A 23,952-nucleotide genomic window follows, 5' to 3' on the forward strand; every position below is an offset into this window, starting at 1 on the left:
GGCGGCCGGGTGCGGCCGTCGTTGCAGGCGGAGGTTGCGGGGATGTGCCGATCGCACACGGCGTCGGCAGTCATCGAGGAGCTGCGATCACTCCCAGCAGCGGTCTTCGCGTCCCTTCAGCGTCGCCGTGCGATCGCAGTCGCGCGGTGCGATGCGGCCTTCGGTGATCTCGTGCAGCGTGCGCGCATCCGGGGTCGCGCCGCGGATCTCGAACGCGTCGTACAGACGGCCGGTCGCGGTGCGCGATTCGTAGTGCAGCGTGTCGCCCTCCAGCCGGATGATCTGGAACAGCTGGGTGTCTTCGGCGGTCGGCGCCATGTCGCGGCGCGCGCCATCGGACAGCCGGTACTGCTTGGCACCGGTCACCGACACCACGTACTGCGGCGTCGCGCGCGCGGCGTCCTCGCCCGGACGGCGGCCGTAGACGTGGTCATGCCCCTGCAGCACCAGATCGACACGTCGACGCTCCAGCACCGGCAGCACGCGCTCGCGCAGCGCCACGTTGTCGCGGTCCTGGCGCGGCGAATACATCGGCTGGTGGATCAGCGCGATCGACCAGCGGTGCGGGTTTGCCTCGAGCGTGCGGTCGAGCCACGCCGCCTGCGCATCGGCGGTATCGAGATCGAGCGCCGAGGTGCCGTCGAGCACGACCACGCGCACGCCCTGGTAGTCGAACCAGTAGGTCGTCGATTCCGCGCCCGGCGCACCGTTGTCCGGCAGCGCGAAGGTCCGCGACCAGTGGTTGCCGAGCACGCGACGCTCCTGCGGCGTGTCTTCGAATTCTTCCCAGTATTCGTGGTTGCCCGGTGCCGGCGCATTGACCAGCATCGTCGCGAGCGGGCCGACCGCATCGAACCACTCGCCCCATTCGTTGTCGTCCTCGCCGTCGCCGCCGCTGACCAGATCGCCGGCGAACAGGGCGAGCGTGGCATCGGGCGCGTTGCGATGGGCCTCGCGCAGCACGCGCGTGCTCAGGCTGGCGTTCTTGTTCTGGGTGTCGCCGAAGTACAGCAGGGTCAACGGCGCATCCGGCGCGGCCGCGGTGCGCGTCTGCATCCACGGGCTCCAGGTATCGCCGCCCTGCACCCGCCAGGCGTACAGCGTGCCGGGCTGCAGCCCGTCGATGTCCGCACGATGGAAATGCGCCAGGCCGTTCTCGCTGTCGAGCGGCGCGCTGCGCGCGGTGATCCGGCGACGCGGACCGGTATCCGGCGAATCTCCGGCCACGACGATCTCCACCAGCGGCGCCTCGACCGATGCCGCCGTGCGCCAGGAGACCGCGAAACCCGTCGCCGCATCCTGCGCGGGCGTGGCGACGATGCGGTCCGGAAACACGGTCGGCGCGTAATGCATGACGCCTGCCGGCACCAGCGTATTCGCCTCGACCTCGGTCTTGACGAAGCTGTCCGCGAACACGGGCGCGGCGAACAGGCACACGCTGAGCATCAGCAATCGCGGCGCACGCGACACGGTCGAACGGGATCTCATTGCTGGCTTCTCCTGGCTGGATGTGCGCATCGCGTTGCCGCGCTTCGCGTTTGAATCACCGACGGCCGGTACGCACGTCGCGGGTCGCTTCCGGTTCGCCGGCAGTGCCCTGTCGGCAGTGCCCCGGAACCGTCATGCGCGTCGAAAGATGACGACATGATTGCAAGCCGAGATTGCAGCGATGTTGCATCGCCGCGCTGCAACCAAAGCTGCGCATGACGTCAACAGAACTGTCATGGACGCCTCCCAGAATGCCGGCCCCGGGAATCAGGGCGCAGCGTCTGCTGCATCGACCTGACGCACATCCACTCGCGAAACGACGGCCCTGCGCACGCAGCGGACCCGGCATTCGTCATGCCCCGACACGCGCATCCACTCACCGGAGTTTTCATGTCACCCAATCGCACCGTCATCGCCACCGCGATCGCTGCCACGCTCGCCCTCGCCTGGGCGCAGCCCGCGCTTTCGCAGACCTCGTCCGTCGACACGATCGCGGCGATGGCGAACACGATCGTCGGCAAGGTCAGCGAGGCATCGCGCGGCGTTTCGCTGGAAGGCGCGATCGTCACCGTCGACGGTCGCCAGGTCAGCACCGACCGCGAAGGCTTCTTCCGCATCGCCGGACTCGCGCCGGGTCGTTACGCGGTGCAGGTGGATTACCTCGGCTACGCGCCGCACCAGTCGGACGTGGAACTCGGCGAAACGCGCGGTACGCAGATCGACATCACCCTGCACAGCGCCGACGGCCTGCAGCACATGGGCGTGGTCGAAGTGCGCGCCAGCCGCGATGCCCAGGCGATGGCGCTGAACCAGCAGCGCGCGTCCACCAATTACGTCAACGTGGTCTCGGCCGATCTGCTGGGCCAATTCCCGGACAACAACATCGCCGAATCCACCCAGCGCATCCCCGGTGTCTCGATCGAGCGCGACCAGGGCGAAGGCCGCTACGTCACCGTGCGCGGCGCGCCCAAGGAATTCACCACCGTCACCATCGACGGCGTGCAGCTGGCCAACCCGGATGCCGCCAGCCGCGGCGTGGAACTGGACACCATTCCCTCCGACGTCATCGCCGCACTGGAAGTCACCAAGGCGATCACCCCGGACATGGACGGCGACGCGATCGCCGGCAACATCAACATCCGCACGCAGAGCGCACTCGACCGCGACGGCCTGACGCTGCGCGCATCGCTCGCCGGCGGCAAGTACCAGCTCGGCGACGGCGACAACCAGCGCTACAACGCCACCGTCGGCAACCGCTTCGGCGCCGACCAGAACATCGGCGTGCTGATCTCCGGCTCGATCAGCCGGCAGGGCCGCTTCACCGACAACGTCGAAACGCTGTACGCCCCGGTCGGCGACGGCTTCGCGCCGAGCGAGATCCAGATCAAGGATTACGAGGGCATGCGCGAGCGCAAGGGCATCACCGGCCGCTTCGACTACCGCATCAACCCCGACAACCTGGTGTACTTCGTGGTGTCGGACTCGAACTTCGTCGATCGCGAATTCCGCGACAACATGACGATCGCGCTGGACAACTACGCCGCCGGCTCCGACGAGACCACCGGCCGCGCGCGTGCGACGTTCGACAAGGAACTGCGCGAGCGCACCTACGACAAGTCCATCCGCACCTACAACCTGGCCGGTGAACATTTTCTCGGCGACATGTGGAAGCTCGACTGGCAGGCCTCGCAGAGCCGGGCCACCAAGACCACCAGCCCGCGCATGCAGTACATCTTCCGCTCCAGCGTGCGCCCGCAGTTCCAGTACGACTACAGCAATCCGGACTTCCCGACCTGGACGATCCTGGGCCGTCCCGACGCGCCGGCCACCGGCGTCAACCTGCCGGAAAACTGGTACGGCTTCCGTCGCCTCAACGACCGCTACGAGTACGGCGAGGAACAGGAAGACGCCCTGCGTGTGGACCTGAGCCGCCAGCAGGCGTTCGTCGGCGACACCGGTGACATCAAGTTCGGCGTGCGTGCCCGCCAGCGCGACAAGATGTTCGACGACGAGCGCAACCGCAACGGCAGCGCATCGGATTTCGCCGGCCTCGGCATCAGCTACTCGGACATGCTGTGCGACAGCGTGTCGAACAACTTCGACTACTTCCTGACCGGCCGTCGCTTCTGCCGCGACATCTTCGACAAGTACGCCGGCCAGCTGCGCGACAGCGACAACCACGTCCGCCTGATCCCCGATTCGCTGACCGGCGACTACCGCGCCGAGGAAGACGTCTACGCGGGCTATGTCCGCCTGGATGCGACCTGGGATGCGCTGACGATGATCGCCGGCGTGCGTTACGAGCGCACCGAACTCGAAGGCAGCGCGCTGCAGTTCGACGAGGACACCGGCGAGATCCTGCCGCAGACCGCCAGCCGCAGCTACGGCAACGTGCTGCCGAGCCTGCACTTCCGCTACGAGGCCAACCCGGACGCCATCCTGCGCGCGTCGTACTCGACCGCGATCAATCGCCCGGACTTCATGCACACCGCGCCCTACCGGGTGATCGGCGAAGCGGACGACCGCAACGTCATCGGCATCAACGAGGGCAATCCGCTGGTCCGCGAAGCCTTCGCGCACAACCTCGACCTGTCGTTCGAGCGCTACCTGCGTCCGCTGGGCCTGCTGTCCGGCGCGCTGTTCTACAAGCGCATCGACGATCCGCTGTTCGTCGCCTCGCGCGACGTGGATGCGGGCGGCGGCCAGGTGTTCCAGATCACCCGCGCCGAGAACGGCGAGAAGGGTCGCATCTACGGCGCGGAACTGGCCTGGCAGCAGACCTTCGACATGCTGCCCGGTGCGCTCTCGGGTCTGGGCGTGTACGCCAACTACACCTATGCCAAGTCCAAGGCGGAACTGCCGTTCGATCTGGGCGAGACCGAAATGCCGGGCACCTCGCGGACGAACTACAACTTCGCGCTGACCTACGAGATGTACGGCCTCAACGCGCGTCTGGCCTACAACTACCGGTCGAAGTTCATCCAGTCGTTCGACATCAGCAACCCCGCGCTCAACGTCTACTGGAACGACCGCGCCAGCCTCGACTTCTCGACCAGCTACACCCTCGGCGCCGGCTGGAGCGTGTTCGGCGAGGTCAACAACATCCAGGACACGAAGCAGATCCGCTTCCAGGGCCAGCGCAACCGCGTGCTGGAAATGGAAGGCTTCGGCCGCTCGTGGCTGGCCGGCGTGCGCTACCAGTTCTGATCCACGCCTGGTGCACCATCCGCGAAAGGCCGGCGAAAGCCGGCCTTTCGTGTATCCGGGATACGGCCGTGGCTCGGCGCATGCGCGCGACGCAACGCGCGGCCGAATATCCTAGGCGCATCGTCCACGCCCGGGTCATGTCATGAAGATCGTCGAAGTCCGCCATCCGCTGGTCCAGCACAAGCTCGGCCTGATGCGCCGCGCCGACAACAGCACCAAGACCTTCCGAGAGTTGTCGGCCGAGGTCGCGACGCTGCTGACCTACGAGGCCACGTCCGATCTCGAGACCGAAGACGCCGACGTCGAAGGCTGGGCCGGCACCGTGCGCGTGCGCCGGATCAAGGGCCGCAAGATCACCCTGGTGCCGATCCTGCGTGCCGGCATCGGCATGCTGCCCGGCGTGCTCGATCTGATTCCCGCAGCCAAGGTCAGCGTGGTCGGCATCAAGCGCGACGAGGATTCACTGGAAGCGGTGCCGTATTACGAGAATCTTGTCGGCGACATGGCCGACCGCACCGCATTGATCCTCGACCCGATGCTGGCCACCGGCGGCACGCTGATCGCGACCGTCGCGATGCTGAAGGCTGCAGGCGCGAGCCGCATCAAGGGTCTGTTCCTGGTCGCCGCGCCCGAAGGCCTGAAGGCGCTCGAAGCGGTGCATCCGGATGTCGAGGTCTACACCGCCTCGATCGACGAACGCCTCAACGAGAAGGGCTACATCCTGCCCGGCCTGGGCGATGCCGGCGACAAGATCTTCGGCACGCGGGTGGACTGAAGCCCGAACACAGGCGCGCGCGAACGCGCGCCTGTGCAAACACGGTCAGGGGACGATCATCGCCGCGGCGACGAAGCGCCAGATGCCGAACAGGGCCATCGCCGCCAGTGTCGCGAACGTCAGCAGCGCGCCGGTGCCACGGCCGAACGAATAGCCGGCCGAACCGCCCAGCCCGATCGCATGCAGCACGCGCGAGACCAGCAGGGCGATGCCGAAGGTCCACAGCAGCGCGGTGCTGACGGCCGCCAGTTCCAGCAGTGCGAGCAGCAGCAGGCCAAGCGGGACGTATTCGATGAAGTTCGCGTGCACCCGGACCTTGCGCGACAGGACCTCGTCGCCGCCGGTGCCGATGCCGATCTTGTGCACGTTGCGGTGCATGACCACGCGGAGCGTCAGCACGAGGTACAGCAGAACGTGCAGCGATGCGATGAGAAGCGAGATGCGGGGCGTCATGGCGTGGTCTCGAAGGGGTGCTGCAGGGAACGCGCGGCGAGTGCCGCGGTCGGATGGCGTGCGCTGAACCGGCCGGCGTCGTCGCGCACGACCTGCACCAGCGCGATCCCGGGATCGTGGGTCAGGAACAGGCGCACGCCGCGCGCGGCCATGTCGGCGAGGAAGGCCTGTTTCTCGTCGATGATCAGCTCGGGAAAGCGGTCATAGCCCATCGTGATCGGCACATGCACCCAGGGCAGACCGGGTACCAGATCGGCGCAGAACACCACGCCGCCGTGATGCACGCCCTCGTGCACGTCCGGGCCGAGAATCTCGGCGAGCATCATGCCGGGCGTGTGGCCGTCGCTGTAATGGAACTGCACCGCGTCGCCGAGCGAGGGTGCGTGCGCGCCTTCGATGAATTCCAGCCGGCCCGTCGCTTCCAGCAGATCGCACAGGCCGGGGATGAAGCTCGCGCGGTCGCGTGCATGCGGTTGCTGCGCGCGCGACCAGTGCGCCCTGGACAGCACGAAGGTCGCGTTGGGGAACAGCAGTTCCGGCGAGGCGCCTTCCGACCACGGCGCCAGCAGACCGCCGGCATGGTCGAAGTGCAGATGGCTCAGCACCACCACGTCGATGTCGGTATGTGCGTAGCCCGCGTCGCGCAGCGAATCGAGCAGCACGTGCCGGTCTTCCTGCACGCCGAAGCGCTCGCGCAGCTTCGGCTCGAAGAACGCGCCGATGCCGGTTTCGAACAGTACGGTCTTGCCATTGAGCGGCGTCGCGAGCAGGCCGCGTGTCGCCAGCGGGATGCGGTTGAGATCGTCCGGCGTGGCCCACTTCGTCCACATCGCGCGGGGCGCGTTGCCGAACATCGAGCCGCCGTCGAGCTTCTGGGTGTTGCCCTGGATCGACCACAGTTTCATGACGCCCTCCCGCGTCAGACCGGTGGCCGATTGTAGGCGCTGCGGCCTCGAAACCAGGCCGACCTCCAGCTGCCGCTGGCGCGGCGCGCATCTGCCCGCCTCGCCTGCGATCGACCTGGAACCGGGTCTAGCGCGCGACCGGTTCCACCTTGGCGGCGCCGACCGGATTGCGCGGATCGCTGCCACCGGTGAGCGTGCTGTTCGCACGGTTCCATTCGATGGTCTGCAGGTTGCCCCAGACGTGGCTGGACCCGCGGCCACCCGCAGCGCGGTCGCCGGGCAGATCGACGGTGTGGCCCATCGCGCGCAGTTTCGCCGCGGTGTCGGCGGAGAACGCATCGGACTCGGCCGAGATCGTGTCCGGCATCCACTGGTGGTGATAGCGCGGCAACGCGGCGACGCCCTGCGCGTCAAGGCCGGCGTCGTAGCCGAGGATGCCCAGCAGCACCATCGTGATGATGCGGCTGCCGCCGGGCGTGCCGAGCACGGCGACGCGATCGTCGGAGACGAGGAAGGTCGGCGTCATCGAGCTCAGCGGACGCTTGCCCGGCTTCGGCGCGTTCGCCTCGAAGCCCATCACGCCGAACGCATTCGGCACACCGGGCTGCAGCGCGAAATCGTCCATCTCGTTGTTGAGCAGCACGCCGGTGCCGGGCGCGACGAGGCCGCTGCCGAACAGCAGGTTGACCGTCTGCGTGACCGCGGCGCGATTGCCGGCGGCGTCGACGATCGAGAAGTGCGTGGTCTCTTCGTCTTCCAGCGGCGTCGGATTACCCGACAGCAGATCGCTGGGCGTCGTCTTGGCCGGATTGATCGTCGCGCGCAGGCCGGCGGCGTAGTCGCGGCTCAGCAGCGTGCGCTGCGGAATCTTCACGAAGTCCGGATCGCCCAGATAGAAGGTGCGGTCGCGGAAAGCGCGGCGCATCGATTCGACGACCAGATGCGTGCGCGCGGCATCGTCGAGCCCGGGCAGGTCATAGGGCTCGAGGATCTGCAGCATCTGCGCCATCGCGATGCCGCCCGACGACGGCGGCGGCGCGGTGACCACGTCCCAGTCGTGATAGCGGAAACGGATCGGCTCGCGTTCCACGATCTTGTAGGCGGACAGGTCCGCAGCCGTCCATTCGCCACCTTCCGCATTGACGCCGGCGACGAGCTTGGCGCCGGTCTCGCCACCGTAGAAGCCGTCGAAGCCGCGCTGGGCGAGCAGACGGAGGGTGTTCGCGAGATCCGGTTGGCGGAAGGTGTCGCCCTCCTTCGGCGCCCGGCCATCGGCGAGGAACACCGCGCGCGTGCCGGGGTAGCGCTCCATCACCGCGCGACGCGACTGGTAGCCGCGCGCGAACCGCGCATAGACCGGGAAACCTTCTTCGGCGATGCGGATCGCCGGTGCCAGCGACTGCGACAGCGGCAGCGCGCCGTACTGCTCGGCGATGTGCACGAACGCCGCCGGCAGCCCGGGGATACCGGCCGACCACGGCCCGTTCTCGGCGCGGTCGCGATCGAAGCTGCCGTCGGCCTTGCGATAGCGATCCGACTGCGCGCTGGCCGGTGCGGTCTCGCGCGCGTCGACGAAGATGTCGCGGCCGGACGTCGCGTCGTGCAGCAGGAAGAAGCCGCCGCCGCCGAGACCGGATGAAATCGGCTCGACCACCGACAGCACCGCCGAGGTCGCGATCGCCGCATCGAAGGCATTGCCGCCCTCGCGCATGACCTGCAGACCGGCTTCGGTCGCAAGCGCATGCGCCGAGGCGACCGCGTTGCCGGGCGGCGTGGCGCCACTCTGCGCCGTACCGGCCGCAGGCGCGTCCGGCGCACGGACATCGCGCGCGCAGGACGGCGCAATGGCGAGCAGCAGGACGGACAGCAGCAGCGCCGGCAGTCCGGCAGACGCGAAGCGGGAACGGCTCATGACGCCTCCTGCTGCAGGCGCGCCAGTTTGGCGAGCAGCTGCACCTGGGTTTCGGGGATATCGGGATCGGGATCGATGCATTCGACCGGACAGACAACCACGCACTGCGGCTCGTCGAAGTGGCCCACGCATTCGGTGCAGCGGGCGGGATCGATCACGTAGATCTCTTCGCCCTGCGAAATCGCCTGGTTCGGGCAGGCCGGCTCACAGACGTCGCAGTTGACGCAGAGCGCATTGATCTTGAGGGACATGGCGACATTGTAGTGACTGGCCGTGTTCGCGGCGTTCCATTGCTGGAACCGCGTCGGCCATTGACCGCGCCCGGCGCCCTTCTGCGGGCCCGGAAACGAAAACCGCCGCCGGGCACGGGGCGCGGCGGCGGTCGGGGCGAAGGCCGGTGGAACCGGCCCCGCGGTCTTACTGAGCGGTGTCGACGAACACGTACTCGACGCCGGCCGGCTCGACGGCCGCCTTGACGCGCTCGGCATCGCCGGCAGCGCCGACGAACAGCACGCGTACGCCGCGCATGGTGTTGGCTTCGACTTCCTCGAACGCCGCGACGGTCAGATCAGCGGTGCGGACCGAATCCAGGCCGGCGAAGATCAGCAGGTTGCCGCGCACGATGCCGCGCGAGACGTCGGTCTTGGCCTTGTCGAGCAGGCGCTCGTAGTTGCCGTCGACCGGAGTCGACATCGTCGGATCCGAATCGGCATCGGCCGCGGGGTCCATCGCAGGCGGGGCGTCGGCTGCAGGCGCGGCAGGCGCGACCGGCGGCGGCACCAGGTACACGTAAGGCGAATTGTTGATGCCCTCCATGTGCCGGTTGGCCAGGTCGTTGAGGTAGGCGCTCCAGGCGGTGCGGTCGTCGGTCTGCGGCACGGTGACGGGCGCGGCAGCGGCCTGCGGCGCGGGTTCGTCCTTGCTGCAGGCGATGACCGGCAGGACCAGGCAGGCAACCAGCAGCGCGCGGTTGATGGACTTCATGGGTTTCCCTCTCTCGTTTCTAGCGTGGTTCGTGGATGGACAACATCGGCGTTGCTGTGTTTGCGCAGTGCGCGATCGACCGCGGCCGGCACGAAGCCGGCCACGTCGCCGCCGAGGCGCGAGATCTCGCGCACCAGCGTGGAGGAGATGAAGCCGTACTGCTCGGCCGGCGTGAGGAACAGCGTCTCGACCTCGGGGATCAGATGCCGGTTCATGCTGGCGAGCTGGAATTCGTATTCGAAGTCCGACACCGCGCGCAGGCCGCGCAGCAGCACGCCGGCGCCCACTTCGGCGACGAAATGCGCCAGCAGCGAATGGAAGCCGATGACCTCGACGTTCGGGTTGTGCGCCAGCGCCTCGCGGGCCAGGCCGACGCGCTCCTCGAGCGGCATCGCCGGCCGCTTGGCCGGGCTTTCGGCCACGCCGACGATCAGGCGTTCGAACAGCGGCGCCGCACGGTCGACCAGATCGACGTGCCCGTTGGTGATGGGGTCGAAGGTACCGGGGTAAACCGCGATGCGTTTGCGACTCGCACTCATGCTGGCGTCGGCTGTCTGGAGGTGTGAAAACGCGGACGGGCAGTGTAGCAGCGAGGTCAACCGGCGCGCCGGTACAGGGCGCAGTGCGCCTCGCGGGTCTGCAGTTCGCGGTGGAGCTGCCAGCCGGCGCCCGGCAGCGCGGGCGCCTCGGCCTTCGACTCGACATACAGCCAGGCATCGGTCGCCAGCGCCGGCGCGAGCGCGGCAAAGGCCTGCGCCCACAGGTCGGCGGCGAACGGCGGGTCGACGAAGGCGACATCGATGCTGCCCGCGGGCAATGCGCCTGCCATCGACACCGCATCGCCGCGCTGGACCGAGACCACCTCGCCGCCGGACAGGCGCGACGCGGTCGCCGTCAGGGCTGCGGCGAGTCCGAGGTCACGTTCGACCAGCACCGCGCTGGCCGCGCCGCGCGACACGGCCTCCAGCCCGAGCGCGCCGGTACCCGCGAACAGGTCGAGTACGCGCGCACCGGGCAGCACCGGCTGCAGCCAGTTGAACAGCGTCTCGCGGACCCGGTCCGAGGTCGGCCGCAGGCCGGCGACGTCGGGCACCTCCAGACGCGTACCGCGCCAGCGCCCGCCGACGATGCGCACGCGACCGGGGCCGGTGTTGCGGTTGACGTTCGAAGACGGGTTGCGTGCACCGCCGGTACGCGGCGCGCTGCCACGAGGCGCGCCGTTGCGAGGCGTGCCGTTGGAAGGCTTGTTCATGCGTCTGCGCCCGCACGGGGCGCCTGAAAGGCGGGTGATACCATGCGCGCCATTCTCCCCCATCCCCGACCCGACCGCCGCATGGTCAGCTGGTTCAAGCGCGACAAGACCCCCGACAAGCCCGAGGCCGACAGCGGCCGACGCCGCCTCAGCGCCGAAGACATCGCTGCTGCGTTCGCGCCCCCCGCTGCGCCCGCGCCTGCCCCCGCACATGTGTCGCCCGAGGTGCCGCTAACGGCTGCGCCGGGCGGTGCGACGCCCGATGGCGCGACCGTCGATTCCAGCGCATCGCCGCTGCAGGCGCGCGACACTGGCGGCCCGTCCGCGGACACCGCGCCCGCAGCGCTGGAGCGCGCGCCGACTGCCGCTCCGGCTGCGGCAACGCCCGCTCCGCCGCCACCCGCCTTCGTCGATCCGGCTGCGGCACTGGCCGATTACGTATTCGCGAGCAGCATGCCCGCCGCCGCGCCCGGCAAGTCCGGCTGGCGCGAGCGCCTGGGCGGCAATACCTTCGCGCGCAGCTTCGGCGGCCTGTTCTCGCGCAATCCCAAGCTCGACGAGGATCTGCTCGACGAGATCGAGACCGCGCTGCTGACTGCCGACGTCGGCGTCGCCGCCAGCAGCCAGCTGGTCGAGGCGCTGCGCCGGCGCATGAAGGCGCGCGAATTCGTCGATGCCAACGCCCTGCTCAAGGCGCTGCGCGCCGAGCTGATCGCGATGCTCGTGCCGGTGTCGAAGCCGCTGGTCATCGACACTGCCGCCAGGCCGTTCGTGATCCTGACGGTCGGCGTCAACGGCGTCGGCAAGACCACGACGATCGGCAAGCTGGCCAAGCGCTTCAAGGATGAAGGCCACCAGCTGATGCTGGCCGCCGGCGACACCTTCCGCGCCGCCGCCGTCGCCCAGCTCAAGGCCTGGGGCGAACGCAACGATGTCGCCGTCGTCGCCCAGGGCCAGGACGCCGATCCGGCCGCGGTCGCGTTCGACGCGTTGCAGGCCGCCAAGTCCCGCGGCATCGGCGTGCTCATCGCCGACACCGCCGGCCGCCTGCACACGCAGCAGGGCCTGATGGCCGAGCTCGGCAAGATCCGCCGTGTGCTGGGCAAGATCGACGCCACCGCGCCGCACGAGGTGCTGATGGTCATCGACGGCACCACCGGCCAGAACGCGCTGTCGCAGCTGCGCCAGTTCAATGCCGCGGTGCAGGTGACCGGCCTGGTCGTGACCAAGCTAGACGGCACTGCCAAGGGCGGCGTGGTGTTCGCACTCGCGCGCGAGTTCGGCATTCCGATCCGCTTCGCCGGTATCGGCGAACGTCCGGAAGACCTGCGTGTGTTCGACGCCGAAGCCTTCGTCGACGCGATGCTGCCGGAGACGCTCGGCGCGTGAGCACTGCGGCCCCGGCGCCCGCTGCGCCGGCGCCGCGCCGTCGGCGCTGGCCGCTCCTGCTGCTGATTCCGCTCGTCGCCGCGCTCGTGCTGGCGGTATCGGTACGCATGCTGCTGCCGCCCGAGCGCGCCCTGCAGCTGGCGCTCGACCGGCTGGGTCCGGCCCTCGGTCTCGACATCACGTTCGACGGCGACGTCGACTACCGCCTGCGCGGCACGCCTCGACTCGAAGTCCGCAACGTCGTCGCGCGCATGCCCGGCGAATCCACGCCCGTGCTGCGCGCCGATCGTGTGCTGCTGTCCTTGCCCTGGACCACCATCCGCAGCCGCGGCGCCGATCTGCAGATCACCCGCGTGGAACTCGGCGCCCCCACGCTGCATCTACCGACGCTGTTGCGCTGGCTCGACGCCCGCCCGCCCGGCGACGGCCGCATGCCGCCCTTCACCGATGGCGTGCGCATCCGCAACGGTCGTGTCGACGCCGATGGCTGGCGCGTCGAAGCGCTTGCACTGGATGTGCCCGCGCTGTATCCGGATCGCGCCCTCGATGCGCGCGTGGCGGGCACGGCGATCACCGGCAATGTGCGTGCGCCGTTCCGCTTGCAGGTGCAAGCCGACCGCGTGGTCGACATGCGCATGCTGGCCGCCGACGGCACCGTGACCCTGCGCCTGCCTTCGGGCCGTCTCGACACCAAGCTGCGAGCCGATGCCACGCGCGCCGATCCGACGGCGCCGGGCCTGCATCTGGCGCCGCTGCGCATCGCCGCCGACGCGCACTGGCGCGCACGCGCGACCAGCATGCCGTTCGCGTTCGGGCTGCAGGGCCGGCTGGCTTTCGACGCCGGGCAGCTCGAGCTGGCACCGGTCGGTATCGCAACGCGCGCACAGGGCATGGTGCCGACGCTCGCGGCCGGCGGACGCATCGCACTGGGCGACGAGTTGCAACTCGCACTCGACGGCCGGATCGCGCACTGGCCCGAGGCCTGGCCCGCCCTGCCCGCGCCCCTGTCCGACAGCGATGCGCCGCTGCCGTTCGCCCTGCGCTATGCCGGGCCTGCCGGATTCGATGCACCGCTGGCCCTGCGCATCGAACACGCGGGCGCGCGCTTCGACGGCCAGGCGCGGCTGCCCGCGGTACTGCAGTGGCTGGACGCGATCGACACCGGCTCCCCGGTGCCGCCGCTGCAAGGCCGCCTGACCGCCGCACGGCTGGAGATTCCGGGCGCGACGCTCGAAGGCCTGCAGATCGACTTCGACGACGGCAGCGCGCCATGACTTCCTACGCCGATCGCCTGCTGGCCTGGTTCGACGTCCACGGCCGCCACGACCTGCCTTGGCAGCACCCGCGCACGCCCTATCGCGTGTGGCTGTCCGAAATCATGCTGCAGCAGACCCAGGTGCGGGTGGTGATTCCGTACTTCGAGCGCTTCGTCGCCGCGTTGCCCGACGTGCGCGCGCTCGCCGCTGCGCCGCAGGACGAGGTGCTCGCGCTGTGGTCGGGACTGGGCTACTACGCCCGTGCGCGCAACCTGCACGCCGCGGCGAAACAGTGCGTCGAACTGCACGACGGCGATCTGCCGCGCGACCTCGACGCGTTGCTGGCCCTGCCCGGCATCGGCCGCAGCACGGCCGGCGCGATCCTGTCGCAGGCCTGGGGCGACCGCGCACCGATTCTCGACGGCAACGTCAAACGCGTGCTGGCGCGGCGGCATGCCGTCGACGGCTGGCCCGCGCAGCCGAAGATCGAAAAGCAGCTGTGGGCGATCGCGGACACGCTGCTGCCGGACGCGCGCCTGGCCGATTACACGCAGGCGCAGATGGATTTCGGCGCCACCCTGTGCACGCGTCACAACCCCGCCTGCCTGCTGTGCCCGGTCAACGCCGATTGCGCCGCGTTCGCGCAGGGCCGCGTCGACGAACTGCCGACGCCGCGTCCCACCAAGGCCCTGCCCGAACGCGAGGCCAGCGTGCTGCTGCTGGAAGACGCCCAGGGCCGCGTGCTGCTGGAGAAGCGTCCGCCGACCGGCATCTGGGCGGCGCTGTGGTCGCTGCCGCAGGCCGAGGACGAGACGGGCGCGCTCGCATGGCTGCAGGCGCATGCGCCCGGTCTCGTCGACAGCGTCGACTTCGATTCTCCGGCGCGCCTGCTGCCGGTGCAGCACGGCTTCACCCATTTCAGGCTGCGGCTGCAGCCCCTGCACTGGCGCGGCCTCGCTGCCCGCCACCGCGTAGGCGACAATGACCGACTGCGCTGGGTGGCGCGCGACGAACTCGCGACGCTCGGCATTCCCGCCCCGATCCGCACGCTGCTGATGGCGCCGCGGATCGCCCTGGAGGATTGACATGAGCCGACGCGTCTTCTGCGTTCACGACCAGATCGAAACCGATGGCCTGGACTTCGTGCCCTGGCCCGGCGCCCTGGGCAAGCAGGTTTTCGCCGAAATCGGCAAGCCGGCCTGGGCGAAGTGGCTGGCGCACCAGACCATGCTGATCAACGAGAACCGGCTGTCGCCGCTGGATCCCAAGCATCGCGCGTTCCTCGAAGACGAGATGCGCAAGTTCCTGTTCGAGCGCCAGACCGGCAGCGTCGCCGGTTACGTGCCCGAATCCGAGGGCTGATCCAGCGACGGCGCGTCCTCCGGGTTGTGCCGCTCCGCCGCCCGGATCGCCGCCACGTCCAATGGACGGATCTGACGGATGCGGCAGGGGAAAGTGATCGCCCCGCGGCTGGACACGATGACCCGGTCGAAGCGGGCGCTGACCTGGTTCAGCGTGCTGGTGAGGCCGATCGCGGGCGCGTATTGCAGGTCTTCGCAATGCGCGGCCAGATCGAGCAGCCAGGCCTCGTTCGGCCGCGTCCACACCACCAGCGCTTCGGTGCCCAGCGGCGTCCAGCCGTTGAGGCGGCCGAAGTACTGGAAATGCGCGACACCGGGCCCGGCGCGATCGGCGTACAGGGCGTAGCGTTCGGCATCGGGCAGACGCTGGCTGGCGCAGCCCGCGAGCAGCGCGGCAACGGCGCATCCGGCGAGGAGTCGCGTCAATCGGAACGTGGACATGGCGCACTCCTTCACATCGTGGAGGGACTGGACACGTCCACGAGCGTGCGCCTCTACCGATGAAGGCGCCAATGCGCTGCAATCCGGCGCGATGCGCCATGGTCAGGCCTGCAACAGCGCCGTCTGGAGGCCGCCCATCGCTTGCGCTGCGCCTCAGGGCGCACCTGTGGTGCGCGGTCCGCTTCTGGCCGCGACACCGCTGCGTGCACCGCCGAAGAACGCGGATTTCTCGATCTCCCACCGCATCGCATCAATGCGGACGCAGCGTCGCGGCGTCGAAAAGTCTGAACGCCGGACACAAAAAAGGCCCGCATCGCTGCGAGCCTTCCTGCATACACCGCAATGGTGGCCGGGGAGGGAATCGAACCCCCGACACGGGGATTTTCAATCCCCTGCTCTACCAACTGAGCTACCCGGCCACTGCGGGACGCGCATGATACGAGGCGGACGCGAGAACGGCAACCATGACGTGACATCTTTCTTCGGAGAGCCCACGCCCGGGCGGCGGCCGCGCGTGGTGACGCGCTAACATCGGGCGATCGATTCGATGACGGAGCCTGCGATGAGACCGTGGAAGTGGCTGACGATCCTGCTTGCGACCTGCGTGGTTGCCGCCTGTGCGACCGGCCCGAGGCGCGTGTCCGAACCCGCGGCCAGCCTGCAGCAGCTCACTGTCGGCGCCGACGGCAGCTGGTCGGTCGACCTGCGCCTGCAGAACTACAGCAGCATCCCGATGCGCTTCGAATCCGTGCAGCTGGAGTTGCAGGTCGGCGGCGAGGCGGCCGGCACCCTCAGTTCGACATCGACGATGACGATCGGCTCCGAATCGGCTGACGTGGTCACGCTGACCCTCGCCCCCACCGCGCAGGCGCGTCTGCAGGCAGCCGACGCGCTCGCCGGCGGCCGTGCACTGCCCTACCGCATCGAAGGCAGCCTGCGTGCGGCGCCCGAAGACCGCGGCGATGCCCGCGACTACCGCATCCGCCGCGAGAGCGCGCTGAGCCCCGTGCCGGGCCTGCCCGGCGTGATGCGCTGATCCCGCGCACGCATTCGAATTCCGTTCCTTGCGCGCGGCGGGCATGCCGCGCGCCCAGACCTGCAGAGCCGATCCCATGAGCACCTACACCGCACCGCTGACCGATATCCGTTTCGCCCTGCACGACGTGCTGCAGGTCGAGCCCCTGTTCGCTTCGCTCGGCTTCGAGGATGCGAACCGCGAAACGGTCGACGCCGTGATCGACGAGTGCGCGCGTCTGTGCGAGACCGTGCTCGCCCCGCTCAACCGCATCGGCGACGAACAGGGCGTGCGCTTCGACAAGGCCACCGGCGCGGTGACCACGCCCGACGGCTTCAAGGCCGCTTATACCCAGTTCGCCGAAGGCGGCTGGACCGGCATGAGCGCGCCGGCCGAATTCGGCGGCATGAACATGCCGCATGCGATCGGCATCTGCCTGGAGGAGATGATCGACGCGGCCAACCTCGCGTGGAGCAACTTCCCGCTGCTGTCGCACGGCGCGGTCAACGCGCTCCATCACCACGGCGAGGCCTGGCAGAAGGAAGTGTTCCTGAAACCGCTGATCGCGGGCACGTGGACCGGCACGATGTGCCTGACCGAGCCGCACTGCGGCACGGACCTCGGCCTGCTGAAGACGCGCGCCGAACCGGTGGGCGACGACACGTACTCGATCACCGGCACCAAGATCTTCATCACCGCCGGCGAGCACGACCTGACCGACAACATCATCCATCTGGTGCTGGCCCGCCTGCCCGATGCACCGGCCGGCAGCCGCGGCATCTCGCTGTTCGTCGTGCCCAAGATCCGCGTCGCACGCGACGGCACCGTCGGCGAGCGCAACGCGGTGCGCTGCGGCGCGGTCGAACACAAGATGGGCATCCACGGCTCGGCGACCTGCGTGATGAATTTCGATGGCGCGCAGGGGTATCTGATCGGCCAGCCGCACAAGGGCCTGATGGCGATGTTTACGATGATGAATACCGCGCGCCTTGGCGTCGGCGTGCAGGGCCTGGGCCTCGCCACGCGCGCCTACGAGAATGCGCTGCGCTATGCACGCGAGCGTCTGCAGTCGCGTGCGCTGTCGGGTCCCAAGCTGCCGTCGAAGCCGGCCGATCCGATCCTCGTGCAGCCCGACGTGCGCCGCATGCTGCTGACCTGCAAGTCGCTGACCGAAGGTGGCCGCCTGCTGGCGTATCACGCCGGCTCGCTGGTCGACAGCGCCGACCACGCCGGCGACGAGGCGGCGCGCAAGCAGGCCGACGACCTGCTCGGCTTTCTGACCCCGATCGTCAAGGGCTGCCTGACCGAATGGGGCAACGAGTGCACCTATCACGCGCTGCAGTGCTTCGGCGGCCACGGCTACATCGCCGAACACGGCATCGAACAGCTGGCCCGCGACGCGCGCATCACCACGCTCTACGAGGGCACGACCGGCATCCAGGCGCTGGACCTGATGGGCCGCAAGACCCTGCAGCTGCAGGGCGCGGGCCTGCGCGTGTTCCTGGGCATGATCGAGGCGTTCTGCGTCGAGCACGACGGCACGCCGGAACTCGCCGAGTTCATCGCCCCGCTGCGCGCGCACGCGGCGCAGTGGCAGCGCCTCACCCGCACCGTTGCCGAGCGCGCGGCCGCGGATCCCGAGGAGATCGGCGCTGCGGCCTATGACTACCTGTTCTATTCGGGCTACGTCGCGCTGGCCTACTGGTGGGCGCGCAGCGTCGCGGTGGCCGATGCGTCATCGCGTCCGGAAACCTTCAAGGCCGGCAAGCGCGAGACCGCCCGCTTCTACTACGCGCGCATCCTGCCGCGCACGCTGATGCATGCGGCCGCGATCGAGAGCGGCCCGGCGACGCTGCTGTCGGTGGCCGACGAATCCTTCGACAGCTGACCCGCGCGCAGCGGATCACGCGTACCCCCGAAGACCCGTCCGCGCGCACCGCCGGGCGGGTCTTTCGTTGCCGGCCATCGGCGCGACTGCCCCGCCGATGCCGACAGGCACTGCACTGCACGGCACACGCCGCATGCATCCGCGGCATTGCACAAACCGTCATCGTTCGGGTATATGCTCGATCCCCGATGGAGACCGACTGCGCGATTGCACGCCACGTCCCCACCGGTTCCGACCAGGCGCCGGTCCACGAAGTCTCCCCGTCGGTTTTTCCCCGTCCCGCCCGTCGCGATGCCGTCCGGCTGCTGGCCCTCGACGCGCACGGTCGTGCGTTGAACTGGATCAGCTGGCAGGACGCCGCCTGCCTCTACGCACGCGGCGCGGTGGCCTGGACGCTCGGCGAACCCTGCATGACGCTCTACGGTGGCCTGTGTCGCGCCAGTGGCCGGCAGAGCCGCATGGACCTGCACCCGATCATCGCCGGCCGCAGCCACGTCCGCGCGTCCGCGGTCGATCCCACGCCCGCGCTGACCAACACCGCGCTGTTCGCACGCGACCGTTCGCTGTGCCTGTACTGCGGCCGCCAGATCAGCCGGCAGCTGCTGACCCGCGACCACGTCGAGCCGATCTCGCAGGGCGGCCTCGACATCTGGGAGAACGTGGTCTCGGCCTGCTTCCAGTGCAATTCGCGCAAGGGCGGGCGTACGCCGCAGCAGGCCTCGATGCCGCTGCTGGCGGTTCCGTTCCGGCCCAGCTGGATCGAACACCTGATCCTCAGCAACCGCAGCATCCTGGCCGACCAGATGAGCTTCCTCAGCTCGCACCTGCCCAAGCGCCGACGCGACCTCACCGGCTGAGCGTGTGCCGCACGCCGGACGGAACGGCGTCACCGAACGCTGCAGCCGCGTCGCGGCCCGCCCCCTTCTTTCCGTACCGTCGTTACACTTCCGGCATTGTTCCGACGGTACCGCCGCATGCTTGTGACCATTGCCCTGAGCGGAATGGATAGCGCCACCGAAACCGCGCTGCGCGCCGCCTTCGCGGGCGCCAACGCGCAGCTCGGCGATCGCTGCGCCCTCGTGCCCGAAGCCGAGTCGCAGCACGTGATCGTCGACATGGACAGCATGTACGGCCCGATGAGCTGGCTGCGGCTGCATGCGGCAGGCAAGCAGGTGATCGGCCTGACCTCGGCGCCGCGGGTGCAGACGCATTTCCGGCTGGCGCGCCCGTTCGACGAACACGCGATGGCCGCGCTGCTGCAGGAAATCGCCGCCGAACAGGGCGTGTCGCTGGGCGAAACTCCGAGCGCACCCGAGACCACCCCGCCGCCTGTGGCCGCGACGCCTGTCGCTGACACGCGCTCCGATGCGGTTACGGATCCCGCGCCTGTGGACCACGCCGCGTTCGAACCGGACCTCGCGAAGCTCTGGCCCGATGCGCCGGTGGCCGCAGCGGAAGACCCCGCCTCGCCTGCCGACGGCTTCGATCCGGACGGAATCGACACCCCGGCGCTCGACGCCGATGCGCCCGTGGCCGGACCGTCGGTGGACGTGCCGGCGCCCGCCCCTGTTCCCGCCGGCAAGCAGCCGCTGCTCGTCTGGCTGGGCGAAGGCGTGCTGCGCGGCCGGCATCGCTTCCGCTGCGACACCGGCCCGACCCTGCTGATCGACGGCGACGCCCAGCAGTACCACGGCCCGACCACGCTCAAGCCCCTGGGCCAGTATTTCGAGGGCGCCATCGGACCCGAGGCGTTCGAGTCGGTCGACGAGGCCACCTGGGCCCGCGAAACCGCGGCCGCAGGCAGTGCCCAGCCGCTGCTGCGCCTGCGCTGGCTCGGCGCGCTGCTGGCCGGCGACGGCAGCCTGGCGCTCGGCTACAACCCGGACGACCGCTATACCCTGAGCAAGTGGCCGCAGACCGAACGCGAGTACCCGCGCCACTTCCGCATCGCCACCGCGATGATGAAGGGCCCGGCGACCGTCGCCGAGATCATCGCCGCCAGCGGTCTGCCGGCCGAGGAGATCCACCGGTTCGTGAACGCGAACCTGGCCACCGGCTACGCCGAACCCGTGGTCGAGGCCGCGGAAGACGGCGCGGATCCGCAGAAATCCGGCGGTTTCTTCTCCCGTCTGCGCAGGCGCTGAGACCGGCGTCCGTATGACAGTTTGATCACGACCGGCCCGGGGCTGGTCGTACAATGGGCGGATGATCGACTCCACGCGCTATCCGCGCCTTGCGCGCATCGACGCGCCGTCCGACCTCCGCCAGTTCGACGAATCCGAACTGCCCGCGATCGCCGACGAGCTGCGCGCCTATCTCATCGAATCCGTCGGCCGCAGCGGTGGCCATTTCGGCGCCGGCCTGGGCGTGATCGAGCTGACGACGGTCCTGCATTATCTCTACGAGACGCCCGAGGACCGCATCGTCTGGGACGTCGGTCACCAGACGTATCCGCACAAGATCCTCACCGGGCGCCGCGACCAGATCCACACGGTCAAGCAGAAGGACGGCGTCGCGCCATTCCCCAAGCGCGAGGAATCGGAATTCGACACCTTCGGCGTCGGCCATTCCTCGACCTCGATCTCCGCCGCGCTCGGCATGGCGGTCGCCAATGCCCATGCGGGCAACGATCGCCGCGTGGTCGCGGTGATCGGCGATGGCGCGATGACCGCGGGCATGGTCTACGAAGCACTCAACCACGCCGGTGGCATGGAGCCCGAGCCCGACGTGCTGGTGGTCCTCAACGACAACCGCATGTCGATCAGCGAAGCCGTCGGCGGCCTGACCAAGATGCTGGGCCGCGCGACCGGCAACCGCACGCTCAACGCGCTGCGCGAGGGCGGCAAGAAGCTGCTGGGCGACAAGAACAACCCGACCGCGAAGTTCGTGCGTCGCTGGGAGGAACACTGGAAGGGCATGTTCGTGCCGTCCACGCTGTTCGAGGAAATGGGCTTCCACTACACCGGGCCGATCGACGGACACGACGTCAAGGCGCTGGTGGAGACGATGAAGACGCTCAAGAGCCTGAAAGGCCCGCAGCTGCTCCACGTCATCACGACCAAGGGCAAGGGCTACGAGCTCGCCGAAGGCGACCAGATCGGCTATCACGCCGTCTCGCCGTTCGACCCCACCCAGGGCATCGTCGCCAAGGCGGGCGGCGTCAAGAAGCCGACCTACACCGACGTGTTCGGCGACTGGCTGTGCGACATGGCCGCCGCCGACACCCGTCTGCTCGGCATCACCCCGGCGATGCGCGAAGGCTCGGGCCTCGTGCGGTTCTCGAAGGAGTATCCGCAGCGCTATTTCGATACCGCGATCGCCGAACAGCATGCGGTGACGCTGGCCGCGGGCATGGCCTGCGAGGGCGCGAAGCCGGTTGTCGCGATCTACTCGACCTTCCTGCAGCGCGCCTACGACCAGCTGGTCCATGACGTGGCGCTGCAGCAGCTGGACGTGCTGTTCGCGATCGACCGCGGCGGCGTCGTCGGTCCCGACGGCGCCACCCACGCGGGCAACCTCGATCTGAGCTTCCTGCGCTGCGTGCCGAACATGGTGGTCATGGCACCGGCCGACGAACACGAATGCCGCACGATGCTGACCACCGGCTTCCGCCATGCAGGTCCGGCGGCGGTGCGCTATCCGCGCGGCACGGGTCCGGGTGTCGCGGTCGGCACGGGTCTGGAGACGATCGAGATCGGCAAGGCCGACGTGCGCCGTCGCGGCGGCCGCGTGGCCCTGCTCGCCTTCGGTGCGATCGTGCCGGCTGCCGACGCGGTCGGCGCCGAACTCGACCTCACCGTGGTCAACATGCGCTTCGTGCGTCCACTCGACCGCGCACTGCTGCTGGAGCTGGCGCGCAGCCACGATGGCTTCGTGACCCTGGAAGACAACGTCGTCGCAGGCGGCGCGGGTTCGGGTGTTGCCGAACTGCTCAATGCAGAGGGCATCGTCCTGCCCGTGCTGCACCTGGGCCTGCCGGACGCGTTCCAGCACCACGCAAGCCGCGAGGACCTGCTGGCCGAAGCCGGGCTGGATGTCACTGGCATCCGCAGCGCGGTGCTCGCGCGTTGGCCGGCGCTGGCCGCGCCGATGGCAGGTGCGCAGGTCGCGGCCGGCTGATTGCCAGGGCGGGCGCGGCCGGCCCTTTCCCACGATGCCCGCCCGGGCAGACGGCGTGTTGCGATGTACGCCGGACGCCCATCCGCTCTATCGCGAGCGGGTGTTCCCCGTCAGATCCCGAACTGCCACCGGCGGCCGGATCGACATCCGCGGCGTCTGCGGAATCGATCCGGGCGGCGACACATCCTCGCCCCGATCACCACAATCCGCCTCACTGCTGGGGCAACTCGTTCCCGCTCGTCTCGTCTTCGACCACGTCCGCCTCGTCAGGCGCCAGCACCGTAGCGCCGCGCGCCCGCATCGCAGCCAGATAGCCGTCGGCGCCGAGCAGGTCGTCGATCGACAGCATCGCGAACGAGACCCTGTGCGTGGTCAGCGCCCTGTCCGCGGCTTCAAGCCAGTGCGCGCGCACCCGCGCATCGAGATCGCTGAGGCCACGCTTGCGTGCGGTTTCGGTCTGCAGCCACGCCGACATGCAGGCCTGCACGTGCCGCCGCTGGCCGGCCGTGGCGCGCAGGGTCTCCAGGTCGCCGACCGACCAGGCATTGGCGCGCGCAGCGACCTGCGGCAGACCGCGCTCGATGATGTCCAGGGTGTCGCGCACACAGGCGACGTCCTCGGGCTTCGCACTTTCCTTGCGGAACTCCGCCAGCGCCTTGCGGGGATCGTCGATCTCGACTTCGAGCGTCGTCGGCGTGAGCTTCATGCCCCGCGCTTTCAGCACCTCGTTGAGAACCGGCGCGACCACACCGCCCTCGCGCAGCCCGTTGGCGTCGAGCGCGGCGCGATACAGCTCGAACACAGCGATCGTCGGCCGCTTACGCTCGATGCCGCGGTCACGGCCGATGTAACGCTGCTTGAGCGCGGCCCAACGCGCATAGACGTCGGCCGGCAACAGCATGTCCAGCGTGGCCCCGTCAGGGTTGCGCGTCGCCCGCAGCGCCGACGGCACCATCGTCATCCGGGAAAAGAACCCGATGTCGGAGCCGACCCGAACGCCGGGCGAGCCGAGCACGGCGCCGGACTCGGCCAGCACCTCACGCACCTCGTCCGAGCGCCACTGGATGTCCTTGGGCAACGGCGACTGCGTGCCGAGCACATAGAGCGTGTGCTCGCCACGTCGCACCCGCCACAGCCCCGGGCCCGGCTGCTCGCCGGAGACCACGACCACACTCATGTCGACGATGTCGCCGCCGGCAGTGGCACGCGCCGCTGTCTGTTCCTGGGCGACCGGCGTCTGTGCCATCGCCCCCGACGCCATGCACGCCATGAGACCAGCCAGCCACGCCTTCCTTGAGATCCGCATCATCCGTTCGCGCCTCGATTGTCGAGCGCGAGTAATACGGCGGCCTCTGCATGCGCGCAAGGGCGCATGGTCACCCGCGTCGAAGTCGGGCGATGCGCGCTCACAACGCGGAACGATCAGTATTGCCTCGGCCGCGCCGCGCCAGGCGCCTGGAAATGCGCACGCTTTGACGGCCCTCCAGAACGACGAAGGCCCGCACAT

General features: G+C 69.2%; 21 protein-coding genes and 1 tRNA gene. 11 read left to right on the forward strand and 11 right to left on the reverse strand.

The window, feature by feature from the left end:
- Positions 1 to 87: 87 nt before the first annotated feature.
- Positions 88 to 1,488: a purple acid phosphatase family protein gene (locus AC3A5K_RS09225; protein ID WP_487617229.1), complete on the reverse strand. Its 1,401-nt coding sequence runs from the start codon at positions 1,486 to 1,488 to the stop codon at positions 88 to 90.
- 390 nt (positions 1,489 to 1,878) lie between these two features.
- On the opposite strand from AC3A5K_RS09225, the gene AC3A5K_RS09230 reads away from it, so the two are divergent.
- Positions 1,879 to 4,695 (forward strand): TonB-dependent receptor, encoded by a 2,817-nt coding sequence (locus AC3A5K_RS09230; protein WP_487617230.1) that lies wholly within the window; start codon positions 1,879 to 1,881, stop codon positions 4,693 to 4,695.
- 142 nt (positions 4,696 to 4,837) lie between these two features.
- On the forward strand, positions 4,838 to 5,470 hold the full coding sequence (gene upp, locus AC3A5K_RS09235; RefSeq protein WP_487617231.1) for a uracil phosphoribosyltransferase: 633 nt from the start codon (positions 4,838 to 4,840) through the stop codon (positions 5,468 to 5,470).
- A 45-nt stretch (positions 5,471 to 5,515) separates the two neighbouring features.
- On the opposite strand, the gene AC3A5K_RS09240 is transcribed toward upp, so the two are convergent.
- The 7 genes from AC3A5K_RS09240 to rsmD form a co-directional block, all read right to left on the reverse strand.
- Positions 5,516 to 5,923 carry an MAPEG family protein gene (locus tag AC3A5K_RS09240; RefSeq protein WP_487617232.1) on the reverse strand — a complete coding sequence of 136 codons (408 nt, stop codon included), beginning with the start codon at positions 5,921 to 5,923 and terminating at the stop codon, positions 5,516 to 5,518.
- Positions 5,920 to 6,828, reverse strand: a complete 909-nt coding sequence (locus AC3A5K_RS09245) for an MBL fold metallo-hydrolase (RefSeq protein WP_487617233.1) — start codon at positions 6,826 to 6,828, stop codon at positions 5,920 to 5,922. The genes AC3A5K_RS09240 and AC3A5K_RS09245 overlap by 4 nt, the downstream gene beginning before the upstream one ends.
- Before the next feature lie 127 nt (positions 6,829 to 6,955).
- The gene (ggt, locus tag AC3A5K_RS09250) at positions 6,956 to 8,740 is read right to left on the reverse strand and encodes a gamma-glutamyltransferase (RefSeq protein WP_487617234.1); all 1,785 of its coding nucleotides are present in this window, start codon (positions 8,738 to 8,740) and stop codon (positions 6,956 to 6,958) included.
- On the reverse strand, positions 8,737 to 8,991 hold the full coding sequence (locus AC3A5K_RS09255) for a YfhL family 4Fe-4S dicluster ferredoxin (protein WP_394000907.1): 255 nt from the start codon (positions 8,989 to 8,991) through the stop codon (positions 8,737 to 8,739). Before AC3A5K_RS09255 ends, ggt begins: the two co-directional genes overlap by 4 nt.
- A 166-nt stretch (positions 8,992 to 9,157) precedes the next feature.
- Entirely contained in the window at positions 9,158 to 9,724 is a 567-nt protein-coding gene (locus tag AC3A5K_RS09260) for a hypothetical protein (protein ID WP_487617235.1), read from the reverse strand.
- Complete coding sequence (gene coaD, locus AC3A5K_RS09265; protein ID WP_487617236.1) at positions 9,721 to 10,263, reverse strand: pantetheine-phosphate adenylyltransferase; 543 nt, start codon at positions 10,261 to 10,263, stop codon at positions 9,721 to 9,723. Before coaD ends, AC3A5K_RS09260 begins: the two co-directional genes overlap by 4 nt.
- 56 nt (positions 10,264 to 10,319) lie before the next feature.
- Positions 10,320 to 10,976: a 16S rRNA (guanine(966)-N(2))-methyltransferase RsmD gene (rsmD, locus tag AC3A5K_RS09270; RefSeq protein ID WP_487617237.1), complete on the reverse strand. Its 657-nt coding sequence runs from the start codon at positions 10,974 to 10,976 to the stop codon at positions 10,320 to 10,322.
- An 81-nt stretch (positions 10,977 to 11,057) separates the two neighbouring features.
- On the opposite strand from rsmD, the gene ftsY reads away from it, so the two are divergent.
- The 4 genes from ftsY to AC3A5K_RS09290 are packed head-to-tail and all read left to right on the forward strand — an operon-like array spanning position 11,058 to position 14,983.
- Complete coding sequence (gene ftsY, locus AC3A5K_RS09275; protein ID WP_487617238.1) at positions 11,058 to 12,365, forward strand: signal recognition particle-docking protein FtsY; 1,308 nt, start codon at positions 11,058 to 11,060, stop codon at positions 12,363 to 12,365.
- On the forward strand, positions 12,362 to 13,639 hold the full coding sequence (locus tag AC3A5K_RS09280) for an AsmA family protein (RefSeq protein WP_487617239.1): 1,278 nt from the start codon (positions 12,362 to 12,364) through the stop codon (positions 13,637 to 13,639). Before ftsY ends, AC3A5K_RS09280 begins: the two co-directional genes overlap by 4 nt.
- Positions 13,636 to 14,706, forward strand: coding sequence for an A/G-specific adenine glycosylase (gene mutY, locus AC3A5K_RS09285; RefSeq protein WP_487617240.1), 1,071 nt, complete (start codon positions 13,636 to 13,638; stop codon positions 14,704 to 14,706). Before AC3A5K_RS09280 ends, mutY begins: the two co-directional genes overlap by 4 nt.
- A gap of 1 nt (position 14,707) precedes the next feature.
- Positions 14,708 to 14,983: an oxidative damage protection protein gene (locus AC3A5K_RS09290; RefSeq protein WP_487617241.1), complete on the forward strand. Its 276-nt coding sequence runs from the start codon at positions 14,708 to 14,710 to the stop codon at positions 14,981 to 14,983.
- On the opposite strand, the gene AC3A5K_RS09295 is transcribed toward AC3A5K_RS09290, so the two are convergent.
- Positions 14,959 to 15,423, reverse strand: coding sequence for a DUF6491 family protein (locus AC3A5K_RS09295; protein ID WP_487617242.1), 465 nt, complete (start codon positions 15,421 to 15,423; stop codon positions 14,959 to 14,961). The genes AC3A5K_RS09290 and AC3A5K_RS09295 overlap by 25 nt on opposite strands.
- Positions 15,424 to 15,766: 343 nt before the next feature.
- Positions 15,767 to 15,842 (reverse strand) — tRNA-Phe (locus AC3A5K_RS09300).
- A 143-nt stretch (positions 15,843 to 15,985) separates the two neighbouring features.
- Between AC3A5K_RS09300 and AC3A5K_RS09305 the strand changes: the two genes are divergently transcribed.
- From AC3A5K_RS09305 to dxs, 5 genes are all read left to right on the forward strand, one after another.
- Positions 15,986 to 16,459 (forward strand): LEA type 2 family protein, encoded by a 474-nt coding sequence (locus AC3A5K_RS09305; protein ID WP_487617243.1) that lies wholly within the window; start codon positions 15,986 to 15,988, stop codon positions 16,457 to 16,459.
- A 76-nt stretch (positions 16,460 to 16,535) separates the two neighbouring features.
- Positions 16,536 to 18,326, forward strand: coding sequence for an acyl-CoA dehydrogenase C-terminal domain-containing protein (locus AC3A5K_RS09310; protein WP_487617244.1), 1,791 nt, complete (start codon positions 16,536 to 16,538; stop codon positions 18,324 to 18,326).
- A 188-nt stretch (positions 18,327 to 18,514) separates the two neighbouring features.
- Complete coding sequence (locus tag AC3A5K_RS09315) at positions 18,515 to 19,183, forward strand: HNH endonuclease (RefSeq protein ID WP_487617245.1); 669 nt, start codon at positions 18,515 to 18,517, stop codon at positions 19,181 to 19,183.
- A gap of 117 nt (positions 19,184 to 19,300) precedes the next feature.
- The gene (locus AC3A5K_RS09320; RefSeq protein WP_487617246.1) at positions 19,301 to 20,470 is read left to right on the forward strand and encodes a serine/threonine-protein kinase; all 1,170 of its coding nucleotides are present in this window, start codon (positions 19,301 to 19,303) and stop codon (positions 20,468 to 20,470) included.
- 61 nt (positions 20,471 to 20,531) lie between these two features.
- The gene (gene dxs, locus AC3A5K_RS09325) at positions 20,532 to 22,445 is read left to right on the forward strand and encodes a 1-deoxy-D-xylulose-5-phosphate synthase (RefSeq protein ID WP_487617247.1); all 1,914 of its coding nucleotides are present in this window, start codon (positions 20,532 to 20,534) and stop codon (positions 22,443 to 22,445) included.
- Between the two features lie 211 nt (positions 22,446 to 22,656).
- On the opposite strand, the gene AC3A5K_RS09330 is transcribed toward dxs, so the two are convergent.
- Complete coding sequence (locus tag AC3A5K_RS09330) at positions 22,657 to 23,952, reverse strand: TraB/GumN family protein (protein ID WP_487617248.1); 1,296 nt, start codon at positions 23,950 to 23,952, stop codon at positions 22,657 to 22,659.

The sequence above is a fragment of the Luteimonas sp. Soil_C_5 genome, assembly GCF_057656615.1.